This is a genomic window from Mesorhizobium sp. WSM4848 (assembly GCF_055811375.1).
The window spans coordinates 1-20,925 of the sequence record NZ_JBVVPX010000059.1; the positions used below are offsets into that span (position 1 = coordinate 1).

A 20,925-nucleotide genomic window follows, 5' to 3' on the forward strand; every position below is an offset into this window, starting at 1 on the left:
GGCGAATATGGCGACATGATCGCCATGGGTATCGTCGATCCGGTCAAGGTCGTGCGCACGGCTCTCCAGGACGCGGCCTCGGTCGCCGGCCTGCTGGTCACCACCGAAGCCATGATCGCGGAGGCTCCGAAGAAGGAGTCGGCTGGTGGCGGCATGCCAGGCGGCATGGGCGGCGGCGGCATGGGCGGCATGGGCGGCATGGATTTCTAATCCAACATTGCCTCGCATTCACGGAAAGGGCGCCGAAAGGCGCCCTTTTTGTTTGATTTATTTAGCGGGCTGCCCGGCTCAGACGGCGGCGTCAATGCGCCGTGTCAGCTCCCCTTCGGCAGGCAAGGCACCTTCAATCAGCGCAGCGACTTCATCTGCCACCGCCAGCACCGGGGCGCGGTCGCGGCTGGCGCGCGCGATCACCATCAGCCCCTCCAGCGATGATTCGACAAGCAGCGCCAGGGCGCGGGCGCGGCGCTCGGGCACCCCGGCCCTGACGAAGGCCGCCTGCAGCAGGCCTACCCATTGCTCGAAAGCCGACCGGCACAGTTCGGCCAGTTCCGGCACGTCGGCCGGCGAGTCCAGCACCACCGGTGCGATCGGACAGCCGAGCGTGAACTGGTTGTCCTCCAGCATGCGTGCGACCGACTGGTAGATGTGGTGGACAGCCACCGCCGGATCTTTTTCGGCGGCCAGCTCTTCGCCAAGCCATCGAGACACCTTGTCCACGCTGTCGCGCGTCACCTCGATGACCAATTGGTCCTTGCCGCCCGGAAAATGAAAGTAGAGCGATCCCCTTGGCGCACCGGAGGTGCTCAAGATGTCGTTGAGCGAGGTGCCGTGATAGCCGCGCTGCCTCAGCAGCAGCGCCGTCGCCTCGATGATGCGGATGCGGGTGTCGTTCGCCATGTCAACCTCTGTCAGGAGTGAGCACTATAGGCTTGCGCCGAATATGACAATCGGTCTATATAATATGTAGATCAGTCTATATATTCGACGCCATTCCATCGAGGAGAACGACAAAATGACCATCCGTGAAGCAGAGGCCCAGTGGCAGGGTTCGTTGAAAGAAGGCTCGGGCCGTCTCCGGCTCGGCAGCGGCGTCTTCGAAGGCGCCTATTCCTTCCCATCGCGCTTCGAAAACGGTCCCGGCACCAATCCCGAGGAACTGATTGCGGCGGCGCATGCCGGCTGCTTTTCAATGGCGTTGAGCGCCATTCTCGGCAGCGGCGGTCATGTCCCCGTACGGATTCACACCGTCGCCAAGGTGCATCTCGGCACGAGCACGGCCGGACCGACGCTCACCCGCATCGACCTCGAAACGGAAGCCGAGGTCCCGGGACTGGCGCCCGAGGAATTCCAGCGCCTTGCCCAATCGGCGAAAGCAACATGCCTCGTCTCGCGCGCTTTGGCCGGCGTGGCTGATATCAGGCTCAAGGCCGACCTCGTCGCGGCCGCCGCTGCGGAAAAATGAAATCAGGAGGTACCGAGATGGAACGGGATAGCATCATGGTCGTTCATCCCGACGACCAATCCAGACAGACGGCCGAGATCATGCGGCGCTTCAACGACGTGTTCCAGCTTCATGATCCGTCGGCACTCCCGGGACTGGTGGCCGAGGACTGCGTCATCGAAAACACCGTGCCGGCGCCGGATGGCGCCCGCCATGACGGCCGGGAGGCATGCTTGCGGCTGTGGTCGGCGATCGCCAGCGAACCCGGCACGCGCTTCGATATCGAGGAGACGTTCGTCGCCGGTGAGCGGGCAACGATCCGCTGGCGCTACTGGATGACCGATGGCAACTCGCTGCGCGGCGTCAACCTGATGCGCGTCGAAGGCGGGCGGATCGTCGAGGCGATGGGCTACGTCAAGGGCTGATTGCCCGGCCTTCCCCTACCGGTCCGCCAGCGCCAGCTTGGCGCCAAGCATGACGAAGGCGCCGGCGAAGCTGCGGCGCATCCAGGTCAGCACCATCGGCCGCGACACGACATGGCTGCGGATCGAGGCGGCGAAGATGCCGTAACCGACAAAGACGACGAAGGTCAAAAGCATGAAGACGGTGCTGAGCTCCAGCATCTTCGACAGCGCATGCGGTTCGGTGGTGCTGACGAATTGCGGCAGGAAGGCGAAGAAGAAGATCGACAGCTTCGGGTTGAGAATGTTGATGAGGATGCCTGAGGTGATCACCTTGCCGGCCGAGCGCGGCGCGACATCGTGCCCGACGTTCAAGCCGCCGCTCTCCTTCAGCGTGTTCCACGCCATGTAGAGCAGATAGGCGACGCCCAGATATTTCAGCGTCTCGAAGGCGAGTGCGCTGGTGTGCAGCAGCGCCGCCAGGCCGGTGATGGCGGCCGCCATATGCGGGATGATGCCGAGCGTGCAGCCGAAAGCAGCGATGATGCTGGCGCGCGCGCCACGGGAAAGCCCGGCGCTGAGCGTATAGAGAACGCCGGTGCCGGGCGAAGCCACGACAATCAGCGACGTCAACAAGAATTCGATGCTCACGGATGGTCTCCCGGCGTTGTCCCTGCGCCGGCAGCGTAGCCAGCGAACCGCGCGGGCACAAGCCGGCCCGGGGGCCGGTAGTGTCTCATTTCGAATTTCGGCTCACGACCCTTCTTTGCCCTTTGTTCGGAGGACTTCTAAGGCAAGCATTGACCCTGAAGCGACATTCGCATTGAGGTCAACAGCCAGTCTGGTTGACTGGCTGCCGCATCGGCGCATAGTCGTCGACGTACGCGATGTCCCCTTGGGGAACAGTCGTATGAGGGGAGGCAAGCCATGGAAGTCGCTGCTCGTGCCGACGTTCACGTCCCGTATATTCTCGTCCATTCCGATCGCGAGATCAGGCGTCTCAGCCATCAGGCGGGCATCATTAACCCGATCACGCGAAGAATCTTGCTGTCTGCGGGCATGAGTCCCGGGATGCGCGTGCTCGACGTCGGCTGTGGCGCGGGCGACGTTACATTCCTGGTTTCCGAGATGGTTGGCAGCGAAGGTCAGGTCATCGGCGCAGATCGGGCTCCAGCGGCCCTTGCGGCGGCGGAGGGGCGCGCGGCGGCGCATCCGATCCAGAATGTCAGCTTCCGTGAAGGCGATCCAGCAGCACTCTCGTTCGACCGACCGTTCGACGCCGTGATCGGCCGCTATGTTCTGATGTTTCAAGCCGATCCTGTGGCGATGCTGCGTGGCGTCGCTCGTCACCTCCGGCCTGGAGGGACCATCGTCTTCCATGAGCCGGATTGGGACGGCTGTCGATCCAGCCCGCCAGCGCCGACCTACGACGACTGCTGTCGATGGATCGTCGAGACGTTCCGGCGCAGCGGTATCGAGACCAATATGGGTATCAAGCTCGATGCGGCTTTCCGCGCGGCTGGATTGACCGCGCCCTCAATGCACTTGGAAGCGGTTGTTGGGGGAACCAAGAGCGGTCTCGACTGGTCAGACCAGACCGCTGAACTCATTGTCACGATGCTGCCGGAAATACAGAGCCGGGGAGTTGCGACGGCCGCTGAGGTCGATATTGAAACTTTGGGACAGCGCATGCAGCTCGAAATCGAGGCGGGTAGCGTGATCGTGAGCCGCTCCGAAGTGGGCGCCTGGTCGCGTGCCCCGACCTAGCCATGACAAGACTGGAGCGACAGGGTAGCCCGTACCAATCCTTCTCCTGGGTTCTGGGCGGCTGCCTCGCAGGAAAGACCAAGGCGAATATCCCGCTCTTGGCAACGTGCTTGTTCTGGCAGATGAACCGAACGGCGACTTCCCACCCATTCCGGGCGCGCTCCCTCGTCTGATCGCTTCCTCAGGCAAACCATGCACTGCTTGCCTTGGTATCACCACGATCGGCCTGACCTTCGATACGACCCTTCACTGCGAAAGAGACCAGTCTGGAACGCTTCTTGACGACGATGCCGTATAATCTAGAACTTGTCCTTGCGCCGTGACCACCTCCTCCCGAAGCAGGATAATCGTCATGTGTCACAAATACTTTGGATCGCAGGAGCTGACAAAAGGCGAGGTCGTGGCGCATGCCGTGTCCTGCGCCGCAGCCGTTTTCTCGGCCCGCACGGCTTTCATGATCCTTCGCTCAGGCAGAGAAATGCTTGCGGCAGCCCTCGTGCTCGGACTTTGCGCAACTGCGGCCGCTGACGACGTGCTTTTCGAAAACGTCCGCATCTTCGACGGAAAAGGCGCTGCACTTTCGGCCCCATCGAATGTGCTGGTCCAGAGCAACCTGATCGCGCGGATTTCGACAAGTCCCATCGCGGCCGAGGGCGCACAGCGCATTGCCGGCAACGGGCGAACGCTGATGCCGGGGCTGATCGATGCGCATTGGCACGCAATGCTGATTGCATCCACCCCGGCAGAGGCGATGGGCGACATCGGCTTCGCCAATCTTGCGGCCGGCGACGAGGCGACGGATACGCTGATGCGCGGCTTCACCACCGTTCGCGACGTGGGCGGGCCGGCGTTCAGCCTCAAGCGCGCGATAGATCAAGGCATCATAGCGGGACCGCGCATCTATCCGTCCGGAGCCATGATCACCGTGACCAGCGGGCATGGCGATTTCCGCCAGCTCAGCGACTTGCCTCGGACGATCGGCGGCTTGTTCACCCCCATGGAGAGGAACGGCGGCAGCATAGTCGTGGACAGCCCCGACGAGGTTCGTTTGCGTGCCCGCGAGCAATTCATGCAGGGGGCCGCGCTGCTGAAGCTGACAGCCGGCGGCGGCGTGTCGTCGCCGCACAGCCCGCTCGATGTCACCACCTTCACCGAGCCCGAACTGCGGGCCGCCGTTGAAATTGCCGAGAATTGGGGCACCTACGTCGCCGCGCACGCCTTCACCTCGGATGCGATCCGGAAGGCTGTCGCGGCTGGCGTTAAGTGCATCGAACACGGCTTCCTCATGGACGAGGCAACCGCCAAGCTGATCGCCGAAAAGGACGTTTGGCTGAGCTTGCAGCCGCTTCCCGAATTGATGAGGACAGGCCTCCGAGAGGGTTCGGTCGAGCGAGCCAAGGCCGATGAGGTGTGGCCGGGCATCGGCAGGACCTACGAACTCGCGAAGAAATACAAGATCAAGACGGCATGGGGCACCGATGTCCTGTTCTCCCGCGTGCTGGCGAAGCAGCAGGGAGCAATCCTGGCGTCGCTTGTGCGTTGGCACACGCCTGCCGAAGCGCTCGTCATGGCGACCGGGACAAATGCCGAGCTGCTCGCGCTGTCGGGCCTTCGCAATCCCTATCCGGGAAAGCTCGGTGTGATCGAAGAGGGCGCGCTCGCCGACCTCCTGCTCGTCGAAGGCAATCCGCTGGAGAACCTCGACCTGGTGGCCGATCCTGCCAACAACTTCAAAATCATCATGAAGGACGGCCTGATCTACAAAAACACGCTGACTCAGTGAGGAACGACTGAGCCGCCCGTCTCTACTCGACGCATCCGATGGCCTGCTGGCCGCAGAGCGCAGGCATTCCACAGCGAGCGACAAGGAATGGCGGCTTCCCACCCGAGGCGGAAATTCAAACTGACAGCTATCGAGGCCCGCTATAACAGCGCCGGCAGCCCATGTGCCTTGCGCGCCATCAGGCAGTCGTCGCCACCGGGCATGCAGGCGCGGCAGACGTCCGGCCGGACGTCGTAGATGCCACAAATGGTCGACTTGCCGACGTCGCCGGAAAGTGCCGAACAGCGCACGCCGTCGCAGCGCATGCCGGCTTCGTCGGCAGCCACATAGTCTTGCGGGATCCGGTCGAGCTGCGCGTCATCTTCGGTCGAGAAGCGCGGCCATTCGGCCGAATAGGAACAGCAAGCGCCACAGCTCTGGCAGTCGAAGAGAGGAGCGGCGCGCTCCTCCGATGACGAAAAATTCCCGGCGCTCGCCAAGGCGAGCAGCCCTGACGCAACGGGATTCATACCGGCGCTGCGCGGCAAGGGCGCTATTTTTTCTTCCTGGTCTTGCGCGACGCGACGTCCGCCGGCGACTTGAACAGGTCTGTCGCTGCCTCGGCGGCAACATCGGCTTTCGGCGCGGCGGCCGGCTTGGCCAGCTTTGCGGTGGCAGCGGATGCTGCCGGCTGATCCTTGGCGGAAAATTTTATGGCCATATCAATCCTCGTCGGAGAAACGCGATGATGGCGCATTCGGGTTGCGAAGGCGGCCGATCAGCGCCGAGACCGCCGTGATGTTCATTTCCTCGGGTGACCAGTTCCTGGCCTCCTCGATGTGCCGGGGTGCCAGCTCGCGATGCGTGCTGCCGCTATAGGCGGCATCCTGATGGGTGACGCGCTCATGGGTCCTGGCATTTTCGCGGACATACTCGATCAGATAGTTCGGGCATTCGGAGCGGCCACGCACGCCGAGCCTGACCTGGGCATCGCCATGGGCACGCTTGCAGCGCTCGAGCTTTTCGAGCACGCGCCGGACATACTCGACCGGCTTGTCGAGGGCTCCCACGACATCGGCGATGGTCGAATCGGCGGCGATCGCGTTTTGCGGGACGCGCTTGGTGGCCATCAGCGTTTGCCCACGCGCTTCGGCGCGGCCGCGAGCGCGGCGGCTGCAGCCAGCTCGTCAGCTTCCTTTTCCAGGCGCAGTTCGCGCAGCCGCGCGGTCTTGGCTTCCCGTGCCTGGCTGACAGCATCCTGCTCGGAAATAATGCGGTTGAGCGACATGGACTGGGTCTGGGTCTTGCTGAAGATGGATTCGGCCTGGTCGCGGGATTTCTTTGAAGTGGCGGTCAAGGTCTTTCTCCCGGTTCGGAGCGTAATGCCGAAAAATGGCGAGACCGGTCTTCGACCAGGACCACGCACAAAGCAATACGGCAGTCGGATTCAAATTTGCCGGAGCATCCTTAGCACGTTCAAGCGAACGCGCGGTGCTCTTTTCGAACTTTTGCAGCGCCCCAAACGCAAAAGGCCAGGCATTGCCTGACCTCCGCTGGAGCGCCGCGCGTCCAGTTGAACGTGCACTTCTAATTCCAGCGCATGATCCTTTCCGGTGTTTCCGGGGTCATGCGCTGGAATTAGCCGTTTACCGGTGCCAGTACATCCGTGGTCACCGGCGAGGCTGAATTCCGTTTTAGGCCGCCTTCAACTGATCAGCGGACATCTTGCCCGACTTGTTGTCGCGGACCATCTCGTAGCCGAGCTTCTGGCCCTCGACGATGTCGCGCATTCCGGCGCGCTCTACGGCCGAAATGTGGACAAAAACGTCGGCCGAGCCGTCGTCAGGCTGAATAAAACCAAAACCCTTGGTGGCGTTGAACCATTTAACTGTGCCTGTGCTCATAACGAACCCTTTCCGTGGCAAATATTCGTTCGCCGTCGTGCGAATGCACCACAGCGTTTGTCTCGATTTTGATGGGGGAAGTTCGTCAAAGGCGCGCCTGGACACGCGGATAACAAAAGTCGGTCAAACAAATATCGACGAATTGCTTTTAGACTTCTTTTGGCGCGGTGTCAATTTTTTGCTTTCGTCGTGTCGGGTAGCGCCGGAGTTGTCCGGGTTAGGTAGCACACGAGTTGTCCGGTTTTCTGTCTCCGTGAAGAGGCGGATCTGACGCTGAACCGGGCAGATCCAGCACTTAAAAAAAATTGCACGATGCCGGGAACCATTTTGGCATCCGTGCATTTTGTGTATCGTCAGCAGTTCATGAGAGCAATCTCAGGAAAGGCTGACACAAAGGACGCCTCCCGTGCAATAAAACGCGCGAGGGGCGTTCTTTTATGCCGAATAGCAATCGCATGGCGGTCAGAGCCAAAGGCCGTGGCCTGTTGATTGACCGACGAGGCAGGGCTCCGGAACCGAAAACCCAAGCCGCCCGTTTCCCAAACGGCAGATTGATTCCGGGAGATGCGGCCATGGTGAACAAGAATCAGGTTGCGGGGCTAGCCAAGCAGTTCAAGGGCTCGGTGAAGAAAGCCGCCGGCAGGGCCACCGGCAACAGGCGCGTCCAGGCTGAAGGCGTGGCCGACAAGATCGCCGGCAAAATGCAGAAGGCCTATGGCGACATCAAGGACAAGCTCAGGAAGGTGATCTGAACCCTGCTGCTTCAATTGCGATGAGGAAGCGGCCTAAAGCGCGTCGCGTTTGACCGGCCTCATGCGACGCGCTTTAGGGTTGGTGTTTTGTTTAATGCATGTCGTTATCGCAAAACCGCTGCACACTTTTGCGCGACATGCATTGGGCGGTCTGCTGTCTGCTTCCGTTGCCGTTAGAAGTTCAGGCTCTTTGAGAGAACGCTGGTGAAGGCGACCTCGCCAAGGTCGCCAACGGCTTCGCCAAGCGCCACGTCCATGCTGTCGCCGGTCACGCGCGCCAGCGCGAAGCCGCCCATATAAGCGGCCTTCGGCTTGAACAGGTCGAGCCCATCGGCGCGGTAGATCATCGCTGTCTCGTGCTGGTGGCCATGAAAGACGCCGATGACGTTGTAGCCCCTCAGCGCCGCCAGCAATGCCTGCCGGTCCGCTTCGCTCCACCAGTGCGGCGCACCAGCGCCGTCATCGTCGAAAGTTCCTTTGGCGGCATCCCACCGTTCGATCGAGAAAACATCCCAACCATAGTGCTGGAACAGGATGACGGGGCGGCCGTCCGCTGCATAGGTCGCCAGATCCTGCTTCAGCCATGGCAGGCCGGAGACCGCGCCGTGGCCGGTGTCGCCGGCAAAACGGTGCGTCTGAACGAGATGCAGGCCGCCCCAGTCCCACGAGTAGCAGTCGGTGTCGACATCGTAACTGGTCACCGGCACCGGCGGCTTGAAGAACACGCCGGCGCGATGGTTGACCTCGACATAGTCCCGCATTTCGCGGCGGTACCAGTCGACGTGGTTTGGCGGGCCGTTCTGGTCGAGATCGTGGTTGCCGAGGCCGACATAGACCGGCACATGCACGCGATCGGGGCCGACGCCCTGCTGATAACGCTGGCTGAACTGGAGCAGCTGCGTGCCTTCACTGGGCTGGATGACTTGGCCGCCGCCGTCATCGGTCATGTCGCCGCCGACCACGAGGCCGAGCGGCGTGCCGATGCGGCTGCCGGCTGAGCGCAGGCTGGTGGCGATGCCGTTGATTTCGGCGGGCCACGCCTTCTCGCTAATGCCGTTCAACGCGGCGACACTGATCAGCAAGGCGGCGTCGGTCTTGCCTTCCTGCTGGCAATTGGGGCTCAGCCCACCGTCCATGCGGCACGCATGGATATCGGCGACGAACAGGAAGGTGGCGTCGACAGGCGCAATGCGCTGCCCGGTCTGTCCGAGCGCCGGTCGCGCAAGCGCGCCGGCCGCAGCAAACCCAGCCGCCTTAGCCAGGAAGCGGCGCCGGGAGAGTGATCCTGCCGAGATGCGATTCATGGCCTGAAATTCAGCACAGCCGGCGCCCCTTCGTCCAGTTGCCGCGAACGGCATGTCGACACGCTGCCGCAGGTCTGGCATTGCTTTCAGGTCAGGACTCAACCTGCGCGGGCAAACGCTATGAAGACTATATCCATCGCGACGGCACTTACCATCCTGGCGAGCGCCGCTCATGCTGCCGAATGCATCGACGCCAAAGCCGCCAAGGCCGGCTTCGTTCTCGAAAGGCCCGGCATCCACAGCGAGTTTCGACCGGCGGCGGGTGGAATGGTGTCGGTCGCCAACGAATACCAATCCCAATCGCCGCAGACGCAGTTTCTGTTCGGCGGTCTGATCGAGGTGTTTCGCGACAGCGACACCGGTCAGCTTGCGATGATCCCGTTTTCGGATCTCAGAAAGCTGTTTCCGCTCAAGGCCGGCGCGAAAAGCAAGACCGTTTTCGTCCGCCTCGCTGCAAACAAACAGCCGAAGGGCACCGAGACGCTCGAGATCAACGTCAAAGGCAAAGAGACGTTCAGCCTGGGCGACTGCAAATACAATGTGCTCGCCGTCAGGCAGACAATCAAGAGCGAGGCCGGCAAGACCCAGGATGAATTCACCGCGCTCTACGCGCCCGACCTGCAGGCCGTTTTGGCCAGGCGCTATGACGAGGGCACCAACGCCGAAAGCGTGGTCGGCTACGAGGTCATCAAACCGCTGCCGAATTAAGTCCCGGCAGGGCAGAGGGCGACTGGCGCTCCGGCATCAAAAGGCTTTGTACTGCCGCAGCACCCTGCGACGTCGCTTCGCTCTTGCTGAGGAAACTCCCTGCTCCAGCGCGTTCAGGCAATCGCTCAGCACAGCAGAATCCTGCGTCGTCTTGGCCATCGACATGGCGCCGGAATAGGTGGCGACCGCGAGTGCGGAGAAATGCTGCGGATCGGTGTCCTGCTCCCTGCCTGCTTGCTGGTCGGCCCTGACCTTGTCGGCGATCGCCTGGCGCCACGCCGAAAAGATGCCGGCAAGGGCGGTGCGGAAATCCGGATCGGCAAGCGACAATTCATGCGCCAGGTTGTTGAGCGGGCAACCGCGCACAAAACCCTGTTGCTCCAGTTCCGCTGCCACGGCCTCGAACACGCTGCGCACGCCCTCGCGCGTCGAGCCTGCCGCCTGGACCGGCGCGATCCATGTTGCTTCGACGGCCGCGGCGACCCGCTCCTCGATCACCGCCAGGGCCAGCGCCTTCTTGGTCGGGAAGTGATGATGCAGCGCGCCGCCGGTGACGCCTGCCGCGGCCATCAAGTCGCCCAGGCTGGAAGCGTGGTAGCCGCGCGCCTGAAACGAGGCTTCGGCGACATCGAGCACACGTTTGCGCAGGCCTTCCGGGTCGTTGATGCGTTTGCCGGGCTGCGCCTTTGGGCGAGCGGTCATCTCTGCTGACATTTCCACACGATACCAGATTGACAAAACAGGACAACCGGTCTGTTTATAAACAGGATGAATGCCCTGTTTTGGAGATTGCGCGATGAGTCTGCCCCTGAATGCCGCGTCCAAATCCGGCCTCAACGCCTCGCCGGTCGTCGAGCTGAGGCAATACACGCTGAAACCCGGCCGGCGCGACACGCTGATCGGCATCTTCGACGGTCACCTGATCGAGGGTCAGGAAGCGGCAGGGATGACCATCATTGGTCAGTTTCGCGATCTCGACCGGCCTGACATGTTCGTCTGGCTGCGCGGCTTCGACGGTATGGAAGCGCGGAAAAATGCACTGACCGCCTTCTACGAGGGACCCGTGTGGGCGGCCTGGCGCGACGCCGCCAACGCTACGATGATCTCCTCCGACGACGTGCTGTTGCTGAAACCGGCATGGCCGGGCGCCGGCTTCGATCTGTCGGGCGCACAACGGGCGGCCTTGCCGGGTCACGAAAAGCCAAGCAGAGACAATCGCTTGTCGGACATTGTTGTTATCAAGATTCATCATCTGCGGCCCGGCGCCGAAGCCGACTTCGCCAGCCGCTTCGAAGCCGATGCGATTCCCGTGTTGGCGGCACTTGCCGCACGGCCGCTTGCTGCGTTTGTCACCGAGCATGCCGAAAACAGCTTTCCCCGCCTGCCGGTGCGATCAGGCGAAAACGTCTTCATCAGCGTCGCGGGTTTCGACAGCACCGACGCCCATGCCCGCCATGAAGAAGCGCCTGCCGGTTCCCCGGAGTGGCAGGCCTTCGAGCGGAAGGCCCAGTCACGTCTGGCCAGATCGACCGAGACCTTGCGCCTATCTCCAACCTCACGATCGCTGCTTCGGCGGTGAGAGGCGCTTCTTCAACCGATTTGCATTCTTGCCGCTCACAATCTCCGCTTGAAGCCATTTGTGCAACGCGATACGCCGGTGCCGAATTCGACAGACCGGAGAGACATGTGAGCGCGCCAGAGACCAGAACCGAAACCGACACGTTCGGTCCCATCGAGGTCGCCGCCGATCGTTACTGGGGCGCGCAGGCGCAGCGTTCGCTGGGCAATTTCAAAATCGGCTGGGAAAAGCAGCCGGCGTCGATCGTTCGCGCGCTCGGCATCGTCAAGCGGGCAGCGGCCGAAACTAATATGGAGCTGAAGCGGCTCGACCCGGTCATCGGCAAGGCGATCATCGAAGCCTCTCAGGAAGTCATCGACGGCAAGCTGAACGATCATTTCCCGCTGGTCGTCTGGCAGACCGGCTCGGGCACGCAATCCAACATGAACGCCAACGAGGTGATCTCCAACCGGGCGATCGAACTGCTGGGCGGTGTCATGGGATCGAAGAAACCGGTGCATCCCAACGACCACGTCAATATGAGCCAGTCGTCGAACGATACCTATCCGACGGCCATGCACATCGCCTGCGCCGAGCGCATCGTGCACGATTTGTTGCCGGCGCTCAGGCATTTGCACGCCGCGCTGGAGGCCAAGACCGAAGCATTCGCCCACATCGTCAAGATCGGCCGCACCCACACGCAGGACGCGACGCCCCTCACCCTTGGCCAGGAATTCTCAGGCTATGCCGCGCAGGTCGCCTCCTCGATCAAACGCATCGAGATGACGCTGCCCGGCCTGCAGGAACTGGCGCAAGGCGGCACGGCCGTCGGCACCGGCCTCAACGCGCCGGTCGGTTTTGCAGAGAAGGTGGCGGCGCGCATCGCCGCGATCACCGGCATCGGCTTCGTCACCGCGCCGAACAAGTTCGAGGCGCTGGCGGCGCATGATTCCATGGTGTTCTCGCATGGCGCGATCAACGCCTGCGCCGGCGCCCTGTTCAAGATTGCCAACGACATTCGTCTGCTCGGCTCCGGCCCGCGCTCCGGCCTCGGTGAACTGTCGCTGCCGGAAAACGAGCCGGGTTCATCGATCATGCCGGGCAAGGTCAACCCCACCCAGTGCGAGGCGTTGACGCAGGTCTGCATCCAGGTGTTCGGCAACAATGCGGCTGTGACCTTCGCCGGCAGCCAGGGCCATTTCGAGCTCAACGTCTACAATCCGCTGATGGCCTATAATTTCCTGCAGTCGGTGCAGCTGCTCGCCGACGCCGCTATCTCCTTCACCGACAATTGCGTCGTCGGCATCGAAGCGCGGGAAGACAACATCAAGGCCGCCCTCGACCGTTCGCTGATGCTGGTGACGGCATTGGCGCCGACCATTGGCTACGACAATGCCGCCAAGATCGCCAAGACCGCGCACAAGAACGGTACGACCTTGCGCGAGGAAGCGCTGGCCACCGGGCTGGTCAGCGAAGCCGATTACGACCGCCTGGTGCGGCCGGAGGACATGACGCATCCGGGATGATCTTGCGCTGATCGCAAAAACGTTACTGCTGTGAACGATCTGTAACCAATTCCGCATCTTTGGTGAACAGTCCACCTGATCTATCTGGGGGGACACCACAACCCCTTCCGGAGAGAGCCCACCATGTCCACCAACACGTCCGTTGCCGGTTCCGGCACTGTTTCCAACGCCTCGGCCACCATCCTGCTTGGCCGCGTCCTGCTTTCAGTCATCTTCGTGCTTTCCGGTTTCGGCAAGCTCACTGCGATCGCCGGCACCGCCGGTTACTTCGGCAGCATGGGCCTGCCGATGCCGACCGTAACGGCGATTGTCGTCGGCCTGATCGAGCTGCTCGGCGGCGTCGCTATCCTCATCGGCTTTCAGACCCGGATCACCGCCTGGGTGCTGGCGATCTTCACCGTCGCCACGGGACTGGTCGCCCACACCGGCTGGGCCGATCAGATGCAGATGATCAGCTTCATGAAGAACCTGGCGATTGCCGGCGGCTTCCTCGTGCTGGCTTCCTCGGGCGCCGGCGCCTATTCGGTCGACGCCAAGCGCGGCTGAAGCGGGCCAGGAACGATTTGCAGCAAGGGGCGCGGAATTTTCCGCGTCCCTTTTTCGTTGTCGGTTTATCCAGACTTTCGCCGGGCCGAGTGGCCTGACCCGAATTTCTGCTAAGGTCGAGGCGTCGGGGAGGAACAGGCCAACCGGCCTGGCCGACATCGGAGGTGACCAATGCCCCGCAATGCGCTGCTTCTGTTTTCCCGACTGCTGCTCGCCGCGCTATTCGTTCCGTCCGGCTTCCACGCGCTTAGCGACATTGCCGGCACATCAGGTTATTTTGACGGCCTTGGCCTGCCGCTGCCGACACTCGCAGCCTGGGCGACGGGCCTGTTCGAGCTGATCGCCGGACTGCTTATCCTCGTCGGCCTCAACACCTCGATCGTGGCGCTCCTGCTTGCCGCCTTCTGTATCGCGGCAGGCTTCATCGGCCATTATGGCCAGGGTGGCGACGATCCGATGCTGACCTTCATGCATTCGCAGATGCTGATGAAGGACATCGCCCTATCAGGCGGTTTTCTGGCGCTGGCTATGGCTGGCGCCGGCGCCTATTCGATCGATGGCCAGGGTTTTGGGATCGACGCCGACGCCACTTGATGAGACAGACTACTTCACCGAAACGCTGGAGCCGCCCTCGACCGCCAGCACCAGCCGGCGATTGGTGACCCTCGCCAGCTGTGCCAGCCGGCCGGCCGGCCGCTCGCCGTAAAGATCGGCCAGCGGGGCCGGCAGCACCAGCGCAAGCACGCCATTGCCGCGGCTCTGCCATTTCAGCCGCGGCATGACCCCCGGCATTGCCGCCGTCAGCAGGTAGACGACGCGCATCACCGCGGCCAGCACGCGGGCGCGCTCGATATAGCGCGGCGTCGCCAGCGCCTTGATTTCCGGCGCAATCGATTCGTTGAAGATGCCCTCATGACGGTAGGCGTTGGCCAGCGCCAGGAAGGCGCGGCCGGGATGGTCGACGCCGATGAAGGAGGCGTGGGCAATGATGTTGAGCGATTGCTTGCCACGATATTCGGGATGCGCACGCCAGCCGATGTCGGCAAGCAGGCAGGCGGCCTGGCGGTAGCGCGCCTCGTCGACCGTCTCCTCGATGCCGAAGGCGGCGAAGGTCTTGCCCGTCCACTCGACAAGCTCTTGCGCGTGGGTAACCGAGCGCGAACGCAGCCGGGCGAGTTCCTCCGAGGCCGAGATCAGCGGATCCGCCTTCTGCTCGGCTTTGTCGAGCAGCGAAAAGAGAAAGCCCTCGCGCACGCCCAGTGCCGAGACGATGATCTTTGACGGCTGCATCGCCGCCATGATCTCCTGCAGCACGATGGCGCCATAAGGCAGCAGCGAGCGGCGGTTCTTCGAGACGCCTTCGATACCCCTTATCTTCTCGATCTCGCCCTTGGCGACCTGCTTGAGGAAGTTCGCAGCGCTGTCGATGCCGATCTCGTAATGGTGCATGACGCTCAGCGGATAGCTGGTCATTTCCATGTACAGCCGAGCGAGGTTTCGCCAGGTGCCGCCGACGGCATAGAACGGCCTGCCCTGCCCGCCTTTCAGCAGCTTTGCCTTCGCGAGTTCGTCGCGCGCTATCTTTGCCGCCTGGGGCAGCGAGTTCTTGGCCATGTCCTGCAGGCGCAGGCCGCCCAGCGGCAGCGTGATGCCGTCGCCGATTGCCTCGCCGTCGACGTCGACCAGTTCGAGGCTGCCGCCGCCGAGGTCGCCGGCGATGCCGTTGGCCGGATGGAAGCCGGAAATGACGCCAAGTGCGGAATAGTGGGCTTCCTGGCGCCCGCTCAGCACCTGGACCTCGGTCTTGAGCACATCTTCGGCGCGGTGGATGAAATCGGGGCCGTTGACCGCCTCGCGGGCGGCGGCGGTCGCCAACACATACATACGCTCGGCGCCGGCCTGCTCGGACAGCGCGCGGAAACGCCGAAACTCCTCCATCGAGCGGGTCACCGCCTCGGGATCGAGCTTTCCGGTCGAGACGATGCCGCGACCGAGGCCGGCCAGCATCTTTTCGTTGAACAGCGTGGTCGGCGAGCGCGCCAGCCCCTCATAAACGACAAGCCGGATCGAGTTCGACCCGATGTCGATGATGGACAGCGGACGGCGGTCCTGAAGCCGGCCCTGGGACGTTGAAATCATCAGCCGGTCGCTGCGGCGTTTTTCTTGCGGCGCTTGAACTGCGCGATGCGCTTGGGCGCATGCGATTTCAGCGCATCGCCGCGTCCGGAAAGGCTCGGATTGGTCATGAAATATTCCTGCGCGTTGAACGGTTCCTCGCCCTCCTCGAGCGTGGCGCGCCGGGAGGTTCCGTCAGCCAATACGTCGAAACTTTGCTGGTTGTCCATGATGTTGCCCAGCATGATCTGGCCGAGGACTTGTTCATGCACCGTTGGATTGGTGATCGGCACCATGGTTTCGACGCGACGGTCGAGATTGCGCGGCATCAAATCGGCCGATGAGATGTAGACGACCGCCCCGTCCGACGGCAGTCCATGGCCGTTGCCGAAACAATAGATGCGGCTGTGTTCGAGGAAGCGGCCGACGATCGACTTGACCCTTATGTTTTCCGACAGGCCCGGCACCTGGGGCCTCAGGCAGCAGATGCCGCGCACGACGAGATCGATCTCGACGCCGGCGCGGCTGGCGTCATAGAGCGCGTCGATGATGATCGGGTCGACCAGCGAATTCATCTTCATCCAGATGCGGGCCGGCCTGCCGTCCAGCGCATGGGCAATTTCGTCCGAAATGTGCCTGAGGATGCGTTTGCGCAGCGTGAAGGGCGAGATGGCCAGCCGCATCTCCTCGGTCGGCTCGGCGTAGCCGGTGATGAAGTTGAACAGCTGGGCGACATCGCGGGCGATCGTCGAATCGGTGGTGAAGAAGGACAGGTCGGTGTAGATGCGCGCGGTGACGGGATGGTAGTTGCCGGTGCCGAGATGCACATAGTTGCGCAGCTTGCCGTCCTCGCGCCGCACCACCAGCGACATTTTCGCGTGGGTTTTCAGTTCGAGGAAGCCGAACACGACCTGAACGCCGGCGCGCTCGAGGTCGCGCGCCCAGCGGATGTTGGCTTCCTCGTCGAAACGCGCCTTGAGCTCGACCAGCGCGGTCACCGACTTGCCGGCCTCCGCCGCGTCGACCAAAGCGCGCACGATCGGGCTGTCGTTCGAAGTGCGATAGAGCGTCTGCTTGATCGCCACCACTTCCGGATCGGCCATCGCCTGGCGCAGGAACTGCACCACCACGTCGAAGGATTCGTAGGGGTGATGAACGATGATGTCCTTCTCGCGAATGGCGGCGAAACAGTCGCCGCCGTGCTCGCGGATGCGTTCGGGAAAGCGCGGATTGTAGGGCTTGAACTTGAGATCGTCGCGGGCGATGGCGACGATCTCGGAAATCTGGCTGAGCGCCAGCGGACCGGTGAGCACGCTGATGCGGCTCGACGAGACGCCAAGCTCGCCGGCGACGAACTCGCGCAGTTCGGCCGGCATCAGCTTATCGAATTCGATACGGATGACCGAGCCGCGACGACGACGTTTCAGCGCCGTCTCGAACAGGCGCACGAGATCCTCCGACTCCTCCTCGACCTCAATGTCGCTGTCGCGGATGATGCGGAACGTGCCGGAGCCCTTGACCTCGTAGCCGGGGAACAGCTTGCCGATATAGAGCCCGACCGCCTCTTCTAGCGGAATGAAGCGGACATGACGCTTGCGGTCAGGCAAGCGAATGAAGCGCTTCAGCGCCACCGGCAGACGCAACAGCGCGCTCATCTCCTCGCCATTCCTGCGGTGGCGCAGTTGCAATGCCATCGAGAAGCCGAGATTGGGAATGAACGGGAACGGATGCGCCGGGTCGATCGAAAGCGGTGTGAGCACCGGAAACACCTGCTCCTGGAAATGATCCTCGAGCCAGGTCTTCTCGTCCTTGGTCAGCGCATCGCGGCTGATGCTCTCGATGCCCTCCTTGTCGAGCAGCAGCATCAGCGCGGATAGGCTCTTCTGCTGGTCCTCCTGCAGGCGCTCGACCTCGCGCAGCAACTGTTCCAGCTGTTGTTCGGGGGTGCGGCCGTCCGGGCTCTTCAGCGTGATGCCTTCGCGAACCTGGCCGGCGAGACCGGCAACACGGACCATGAAGAACTCGTCGAGATTGGCAGCCGAAATCGACAGGAAACGGACACGCTCGAGCAGCGGATGATTGGCGTTCAGCGATTCCTCGAGGACGCGGCGGTTGAATTGCAGCCAGGAAAACTCGCGGTTGACGAACCGGTCCGGGTTGCCGCCCTCTGGGCTCGCCACCTCGACAGTGGTGAATTCGCTCTGCACCGGCTTTAGTTCGTTCATGGTTCCTGCTCGTTTCGCACCCGCTGGCCACAGCGTGGCGCGTCTTTCCGGACGCGCAAAGACGCTCTACCACTCATAAGCCATGCATGATCCCCAGCGAACCGAGTTCGATTTTCGGGGCCATGCCTTAACCGGCTTAGCTTATCCTGTGACAGGCTTTTACGACAGTTTGATTTCATCGATCTTGCAAAGAGACAGCTTATGATCCAGATGCAATCCAGGCTACAGCGCGGCGCGTCCTTTGGGCGTGAATCCAGGCTGCAGCGTGGCGCCTCCTTTGGACGCGCCAGGGACGCGGTGGAATTTTGATTTTGCGCATGCTCCGCGGTCATGCGGCAAATGCAGGAGACGACGATGGCAGGCGGTTCGATTCCCCATTTCCAAAACGATGCGGGCTATCCGGCAATCGACATCGGCGTCAAGGAATTCATGTGCACCGGCGCCAACCCGCCTTTCGACCATCCGCATGTGTTTCTCGACATGGGCGACGACAATGAAAAGGTCTGCCCCTATTGCTCGACGCTTTTTCGCTATTCGCCAAAGCTGAAGGCGACGGAAACGCAGCCTGCCGGATGCCTGTATATCGACCAGGCCGCCTGACGCGCACACCATCCCATGGACGACACCCGGTCCCGGCAGGTCGTTATCGCCGGAGCCGGCGTCGCCGGACTGACCGCGGCACTGGCGTTTTCCGAGCGCGGCTATCTGGTGCGGCTGTTCGAACAGGCGCCGCGCCTCGAAGCGGCCGGCGCCGGCATCCAGCTCTCGCCCAACGCGACGCGCATCCTTCGCCAGCTCGGCGTGCTCGACCGGCTGTTGCCGGCGGCGGTGCGGCCGGAGGCGGTCGTGCTCAAGGACGCCGCCACGCTGCGTGAGCTGGCGCGGGTGCCGCTTGGCGAAGCAGCCGAAAGGCGCTGGCAGGCGCCCTATCTCGTCGCTCATCGGGCTGACCTGCAAGACGCGCTGATGGCGCGCCTTGCCGAACAGCCGGACATCAGTCTCGTCACCGGCGCGCGCGTCGGCGGCATCGCCACGGGACCGCGCTATGCCACGGCTACAGTCGAGATTGCCGGCAAGACAGTCGAAGCCGGCGGCTTTCTGCTGATCGGCGCCGACGGTGTCTGGTCAGCGATCCGCGCTTTTGGCGGGCTTCCGGCCAAAAGCCGGTTTTCGGGCGAGCTTGCCTGGCGCGCTACGATCAGTGCAGACAGCGTCGCGGGAGAAGCCGTTGCGGCGGTCGGCGCCGCCAATTGCGTGACCACCTTCCTGCATCCCGGCTTCCACCTCGTCACCTATCCGGTCAGCAACGGCACGGCGTTCAACCTGGCCGCCTTCACCAGGGACGAGATCATCGCCGAGGGCTGGTCGGGCCACGCCGACCCCAATATCCTCGCCGGCGCCATGCGTGGCACGGCGCCAGCACTGGCCCGGCTTGCCGAGGACGCCGGCCCGTGGACCGCATGGCCGATCCATACGGTCGACCAAGCACAGCCATGGACGACGCCCGCCGGCATCGCCCTGATCGGCGACGCGGCGCATGCGATGACGCCGTTTGCGGCGCAGGGCGCGGCGATGGCGATCGAGGATGCCGCAACCCTTGCCGGCTTTGTCGCCGCCTCGCCTGCCGATCCCGGGAGCGCGCTTGCCGCCTGGGAAAAGGTGCGGCGCCCGCGCATCGCCAAGGTCGCCCGCCGCGGTGCCGTCAACCGGCTCGCCTGGCATGCAGCGGGGCCGGTGGCCGTCGCGCGCAACCTGTTCCTGAAGTGGCGCTCGCCGGAAAGGCTCGCGGCCGATCTCGACTGGCTCTATGGCTGGAACCCGCCGGAAGTTGGCGATCGGCGATGAGAGCTCGATAGGCTGGCGGGACAGCGCCCCCCTCTGTCCTGCCGGACATCTCCCCCCACAGGGCCCTGTTTGTACCGGGGACAAGGTGGACAGGTGTTCGGAGACATGGTGGACACATCATGAGGTCGGTTTGCTGGGGCAAGTGACAGCCTCGTCGAGGGGTCTGACTGATCTGTCTGTCGGTTAGTGTTAGTCGCAGATCGATGGTGGTGATCCGATAGGCGCAGTAGTACAGGCTGAAGATGCCGTCCTGGTCGGAGGCGCGAAGGGCGACCGGTTCGCCGCGCAGGGCTTTGCTGATGCGCCATGGCCGGTTCTTGAAGCTGATGAAGCCATCGCTGTCGACCTTGCGAACATGGTCGCCAGGTGCGTATTCGATGGGCGGCAGTATGTCTGGAAAGGGTCGCGAGCTCGGCCGATAGCGTTGCCCCGGCGTAGCCATGCCGATGCCCTCGTGGGGCCGCTCATGATTATAGCGGGGCCTGAACTCGTCGAAAGCTCGCTGGCACTGGTCGAGGTCACGAAAGCTACGCCCGTTCATCACTTCAGCCTTGAGGCTGCGGTGGAAGCGTTCTTCCTTGCCTTGGGTTTGCGGATGGCGTGGCCTGCCATGCAGGACACGGATGCCCAGCCGCATCAACCAAACGCCGAAGCCGGTATAAGGATCGCCGCCCGGATCACCCCAGGGCGGACCGTTATCCATCAGCATGGCGAGCGGCAGGCCATAGCGGCGGAACGCCCCTTCCAGTTCCCGGCGTACTGTCGGCCCCCGCTCGTCGCCACAGGCCGACAGCACGATGTTGTAGCGCGAGTGATCGTCGATTGCAGTGAGAGGGTGGCAACGTCCCGTATGGGTCGCAAAGTGACCTTTGAAGTCCATCTGCCAGAGTTCATTGGGACTGTCCCGCTCGAAGCGCTGATGCGGACCTGGATGTTGGAGGGCGGACTCAGTCAGCCGGCCGTGTCGGCGCAGGATCTCGGTGATGGTGCTCGGGGACTGTCAGGAATTCTGTGCGCGAGGCCCGCTTTCGTCATTGGCTGACGAACCTCTCGCCGAAGACGACGGCG

General features: G+C 62.9%; 23 protein-coding genes and 2 pseudogenes. 13 read left to right on the forward strand and 12 right to left on the reverse strand.

The annotated features are described in order from the left end of the window. Nucleotides 1-210, forward strand: a pseudogene (gene groEL / locus AC0L16_RS32010) (chaperonin GroEL); the annotation flags it as partial. Between the two features lie 78 nt (nt 211-288). On the opposite strand, the gene AC0L16_RS32015 reads toward groEL, so the two are convergent. Then, nucleotides 289-900, reverse strand: a complete 612-nt coding sequence (locus AC0L16_RS32015; protein WP_473625525.1) for a TetR/AcrR family transcriptional regulator — start codon at nt 898-900, stop codon at nt 289-291. A gap of 115 nt (nt 901-1,015) precedes the next feature. Here AC0L16_RS32015 and AC0L16_RS32020 point away from each other — a divergent pair, with 115 nt between their 5' ends. Together AC0L16_RS32020 and AC0L16_RS32025 are read left to right on the forward strand one after the other, a co-directional pair. Beyond that, complete coding sequence (locus AC0L16_RS32020; protein ID WP_473625527.1) at nt 1,016-1,465, forward strand: OsmC family protein; 450 nt, start codon at nt 1,016-1,018, stop codon at nt 1,463-1,465. Between the two features lie 17 nt (nt 1,466-1,482). After that, complete coding sequence (locus AC0L16_RS32025) at nt 1,483-1,869, forward strand: nuclear transport factor 2 family protein (RefSeq protein ID WP_473625528.1); 387 nt, start codon at nt 1,483-1,485, stop codon at nt 1,867-1,869. Between the two features lie 15 nt (nt 1,870-1,884). Here the strand turns inward: AC0L16_RS32025 and AC0L16_RS32030 are convergent, their stop codons facing one another. Beyond that, a complete protein-coding gene (locus AC0L16_RS32030; protein ID WP_473625529.1) occupies nt 1,885-2,496 on the reverse strand; it encodes a LysE family translocator in 612 nt (203 codons plus the stop codon). Nucleotides 2,497-2,772: 276 nt separating this feature from the next. Between AC0L16_RS32030 and AC0L16_RS32035 the strand changes: the two genes are divergently transcribed. Together AC0L16_RS32035 and AC0L16_RS32040 are read left to right on the forward strand one after the other, a co-directional pair. Further along, the gene (locus AC0L16_RS32035; RefSeq protein ID WP_473625531.1) at nt 2,773-3,612 is read left to right on the forward strand and encodes a class I SAM-dependent methyltransferase; all 840 of its coding nucleotides are present in this window, start codon (nt 2,773-2,775) and stop codon (nt 3,610-3,612) included. 478 nt (nt 3,613-4,090) lie between these two features. Then, complete coding sequence (locus AC0L16_RS32040; protein ID WP_473625550.1) at nt 4,091-5,395, forward strand: metal-dependent hydrolase family protein; 1,305 nt, start codon at nt 4,091-4,093, stop codon at nt 5,393-5,395. A 140-nt stretch (nt 5,396-5,535) separates the two neighbouring features. On the opposite strand, the gene AC0L16_RS32045 is transcribed toward AC0L16_RS32040, so the two are convergent. The 5 genes from AC0L16_RS32045 to AC0L16_RS32065 all read right to left on the reverse strand — a co-directional run bounded on the left by AC0L16_RS32045 (nt 5,536) and on the right by AC0L16_RS32065 (nt 7,278). Further along, entirely contained in the window at nt 5,536-5,922 is a 387-nt protein-coding gene (locus AC0L16_RS32045) for a YkgJ family cysteine cluster protein (RefSeq protein ID WP_473625532.1), read from the reverse strand. Nucleotides 5,923-5,927: 5 nt separating this feature from the next. Further along, on the reverse strand, nt 5,928-6,095 hold the full coding sequence (locus AC0L16_RS32050; RefSeq protein WP_254026743.1) for a hypothetical protein: 168 nt from the start codon (nt 6,093-6,095) through the stop codon (nt 5,928-5,930). Nucleotide 6,096: 1 nt separating this feature from the next. Next, on the reverse strand, nt 6,097-6,504 hold the full coding sequence (locus AC0L16_RS32055) for a hypothetical protein (protein WP_473625533.1): 408 nt from the start codon (nt 6,502-6,504) through the stop codon (nt 6,097-6,099). Then, nucleotides 6,504-6,731, reverse strand: coding sequence for a hypothetical protein (locus AC0L16_RS32060; protein ID WP_023800606.1), 228 nt, complete (start codon nt 6,729-6,731; stop codon nt 6,504-6,506). The genes AC0L16_RS32055 and AC0L16_RS32060 overlap by 1 nt, the downstream gene beginning before the upstream one ends. Nucleotides 6,732-7,068: 337 nt before the next feature. After that, entirely contained in the window at nt 7,069-7,278 is a 210-nt protein-coding gene (locus AC0L16_RS32065) for a cold-shock protein (RefSeq protein ID WP_010915421.1), read from the reverse strand. 572 nt (nt 7,279-7,850) lie between these two features. Here AC0L16_RS32065 and AC0L16_RS32070 point away from each other — a divergent pair. Then, entirely contained in the window at nt 7,851-8,030 is a 180-nt protein-coding gene (locus AC0L16_RS32070) for a CsbD family protein (protein ID WP_473625535.1), read from the forward strand. A 173-nt stretch (nt 8,031-8,203) separates the two neighbouring features. On the opposite strand, the gene AC0L16_RS32075 is transcribed toward AC0L16_RS32070, so the two are convergent. Then, nucleotides 8,204-9,334: a metallophosphoesterase gene (locus tag AC0L16_RS32075; RefSeq protein ID WP_473625536.1), complete on the reverse strand. Its 1,131-nt coding sequence runs from the start codon at nt 9,332-9,334 to the stop codon at nt 8,204-8,206. A 120-nt stretch (nt 9,335-9,454) separates the two neighbouring features. Between AC0L16_RS32075 and AC0L16_RS32080 the strand changes: the two genes are divergently transcribed. Continuing rightward, a complete protein-coding gene (locus AC0L16_RS32080) occupies nt 9,455-10,042 on the forward strand; it encodes a hypothetical protein (protein WP_473625537.1) in 588 nt (195 codons plus the stop codon). Between the two features lie 36 nt (nt 10,043-10,078). Here the strand turns inward: AC0L16_RS32080 and AC0L16_RS32085 are convergent, their stop codons facing one another. Further along, nucleotides 10,079-10,744 carry a TetR/AcrR family transcriptional regulator gene (locus AC0L16_RS32085; protein ID WP_473625539.1) on the reverse strand — a complete coding sequence of 222 codons (666 nt, stop codon included), beginning with the start codon at nt 10,742-10,744 and terminating at the stop codon, nt 10,079-10,081. A gap of 94 nt (nt 10,745-10,838) precedes the next feature. On the opposite strand from AC0L16_RS32085, the gene AC0L16_RS32090 reads away from it, so the two are divergent. From AC0L16_RS32090 to AC0L16_RS32105, 4 genes are all read left to right on the forward strand, one after another. Further along, a complete protein-coding gene (locus AC0L16_RS32090; RefSeq protein ID WP_473625540.1) occupies nt 10,839-11,621 on the forward strand; it encodes an NIPSNAP family protein in 783 nt (260 codons plus the stop codon). 107 nt (nt 11,622-11,728) lie between these two features. After that, nucleotides 11,729-13,126, forward strand: a complete 1,398-nt coding sequence (gene fumC, locus AC0L16_RS32095) for a class II fumarate hydratase (RefSeq protein WP_473625542.1) — start codon at nt 11,729-11,731, stop codon at nt 13,124-13,126. A 123-nt stretch (nt 13,127-13,249) separates the two neighbouring features. After that, nucleotides 13,250-13,672: a DoxX family protein gene (locus AC0L16_RS32100; protein ID WP_473625543.1), complete on the forward strand. Its 423-nt coding sequence runs from the start codon at nt 13,250-13,252 to the stop codon at nt 13,670-13,672. Nucleotides 13,673-13,843: 171 nt separating this feature from the next. After that, on the forward strand, nt 13,844-14,266 hold the full coding sequence (locus AC0L16_RS32105; RefSeq protein WP_473625544.1) for a DoxX family protein: 423 nt from the start codon (nt 13,844-13,846) through the stop codon (nt 14,264-14,266). 9 nt (nt 14,267-14,275) lie between these two features. Here AC0L16_RS32105 and ppx read toward each other — a convergent pair whose 3' ends face one another. Continuing rightward, nucleotides 14,276-15,811, reverse strand: coding sequence for an exopolyphosphatase (gene ppx / locus AC0L16_RS32110; RefSeq protein WP_473625545.1), 1,536 nt, complete (start codon nt 15,809-15,811; stop codon nt 14,276-14,278). Beyond that, a complete protein-coding gene (locus AC0L16_RS32115) occupies nt 15,811-18,012 on the reverse strand; it encodes an RNA degradosome polyphosphate kinase (RefSeq protein ID WP_473625547.1) in 2,202 nt (733 codons plus the stop codon). The genes ppx and AC0L16_RS32115 overlap by 1 nt, the downstream gene beginning before the upstream one ends. A gap of 354 nt (nt 18,013-18,366) precedes the next feature. On the opposite strand from AC0L16_RS32115, the gene AC0L16_RS32120 reads away from it, so the two are divergent. Continuing rightward, nucleotides 18,367-18,612, forward strand: coding sequence for a zinc-finger domain-containing protein (locus AC0L16_RS32120; RefSeq protein ID WP_077375721.1), 246 nt, complete (start codon nt 18,367-18,369; stop codon nt 18,610-18,612). Between the two features lie 15 nt (nt 18,613-18,627). After that, a complete protein-coding gene (locus tag AC0L16_RS32125; protein WP_473625548.1) occupies nt 18,628-19,857 on the forward strand; it encodes an FAD-dependent monooxygenase in 1,230 nt (409 codons plus the stop codon). Nucleotides 19,858-20,341: 484 nt separating this feature from the next. On the opposite strand, the pseudogene AC0L16_RS32130 reads toward AC0L16_RS32125, so the two are convergent. After that, nucleotides 20,342-20,737: pseudogene (locus AC0L16_RS32130) on the reverse strand (DDE-type integrase/transposase/recombinase); the annotation flags it as partial. Between the last annotated feature and the right edge of the window lie 188 nt (nt 20,738-20,925).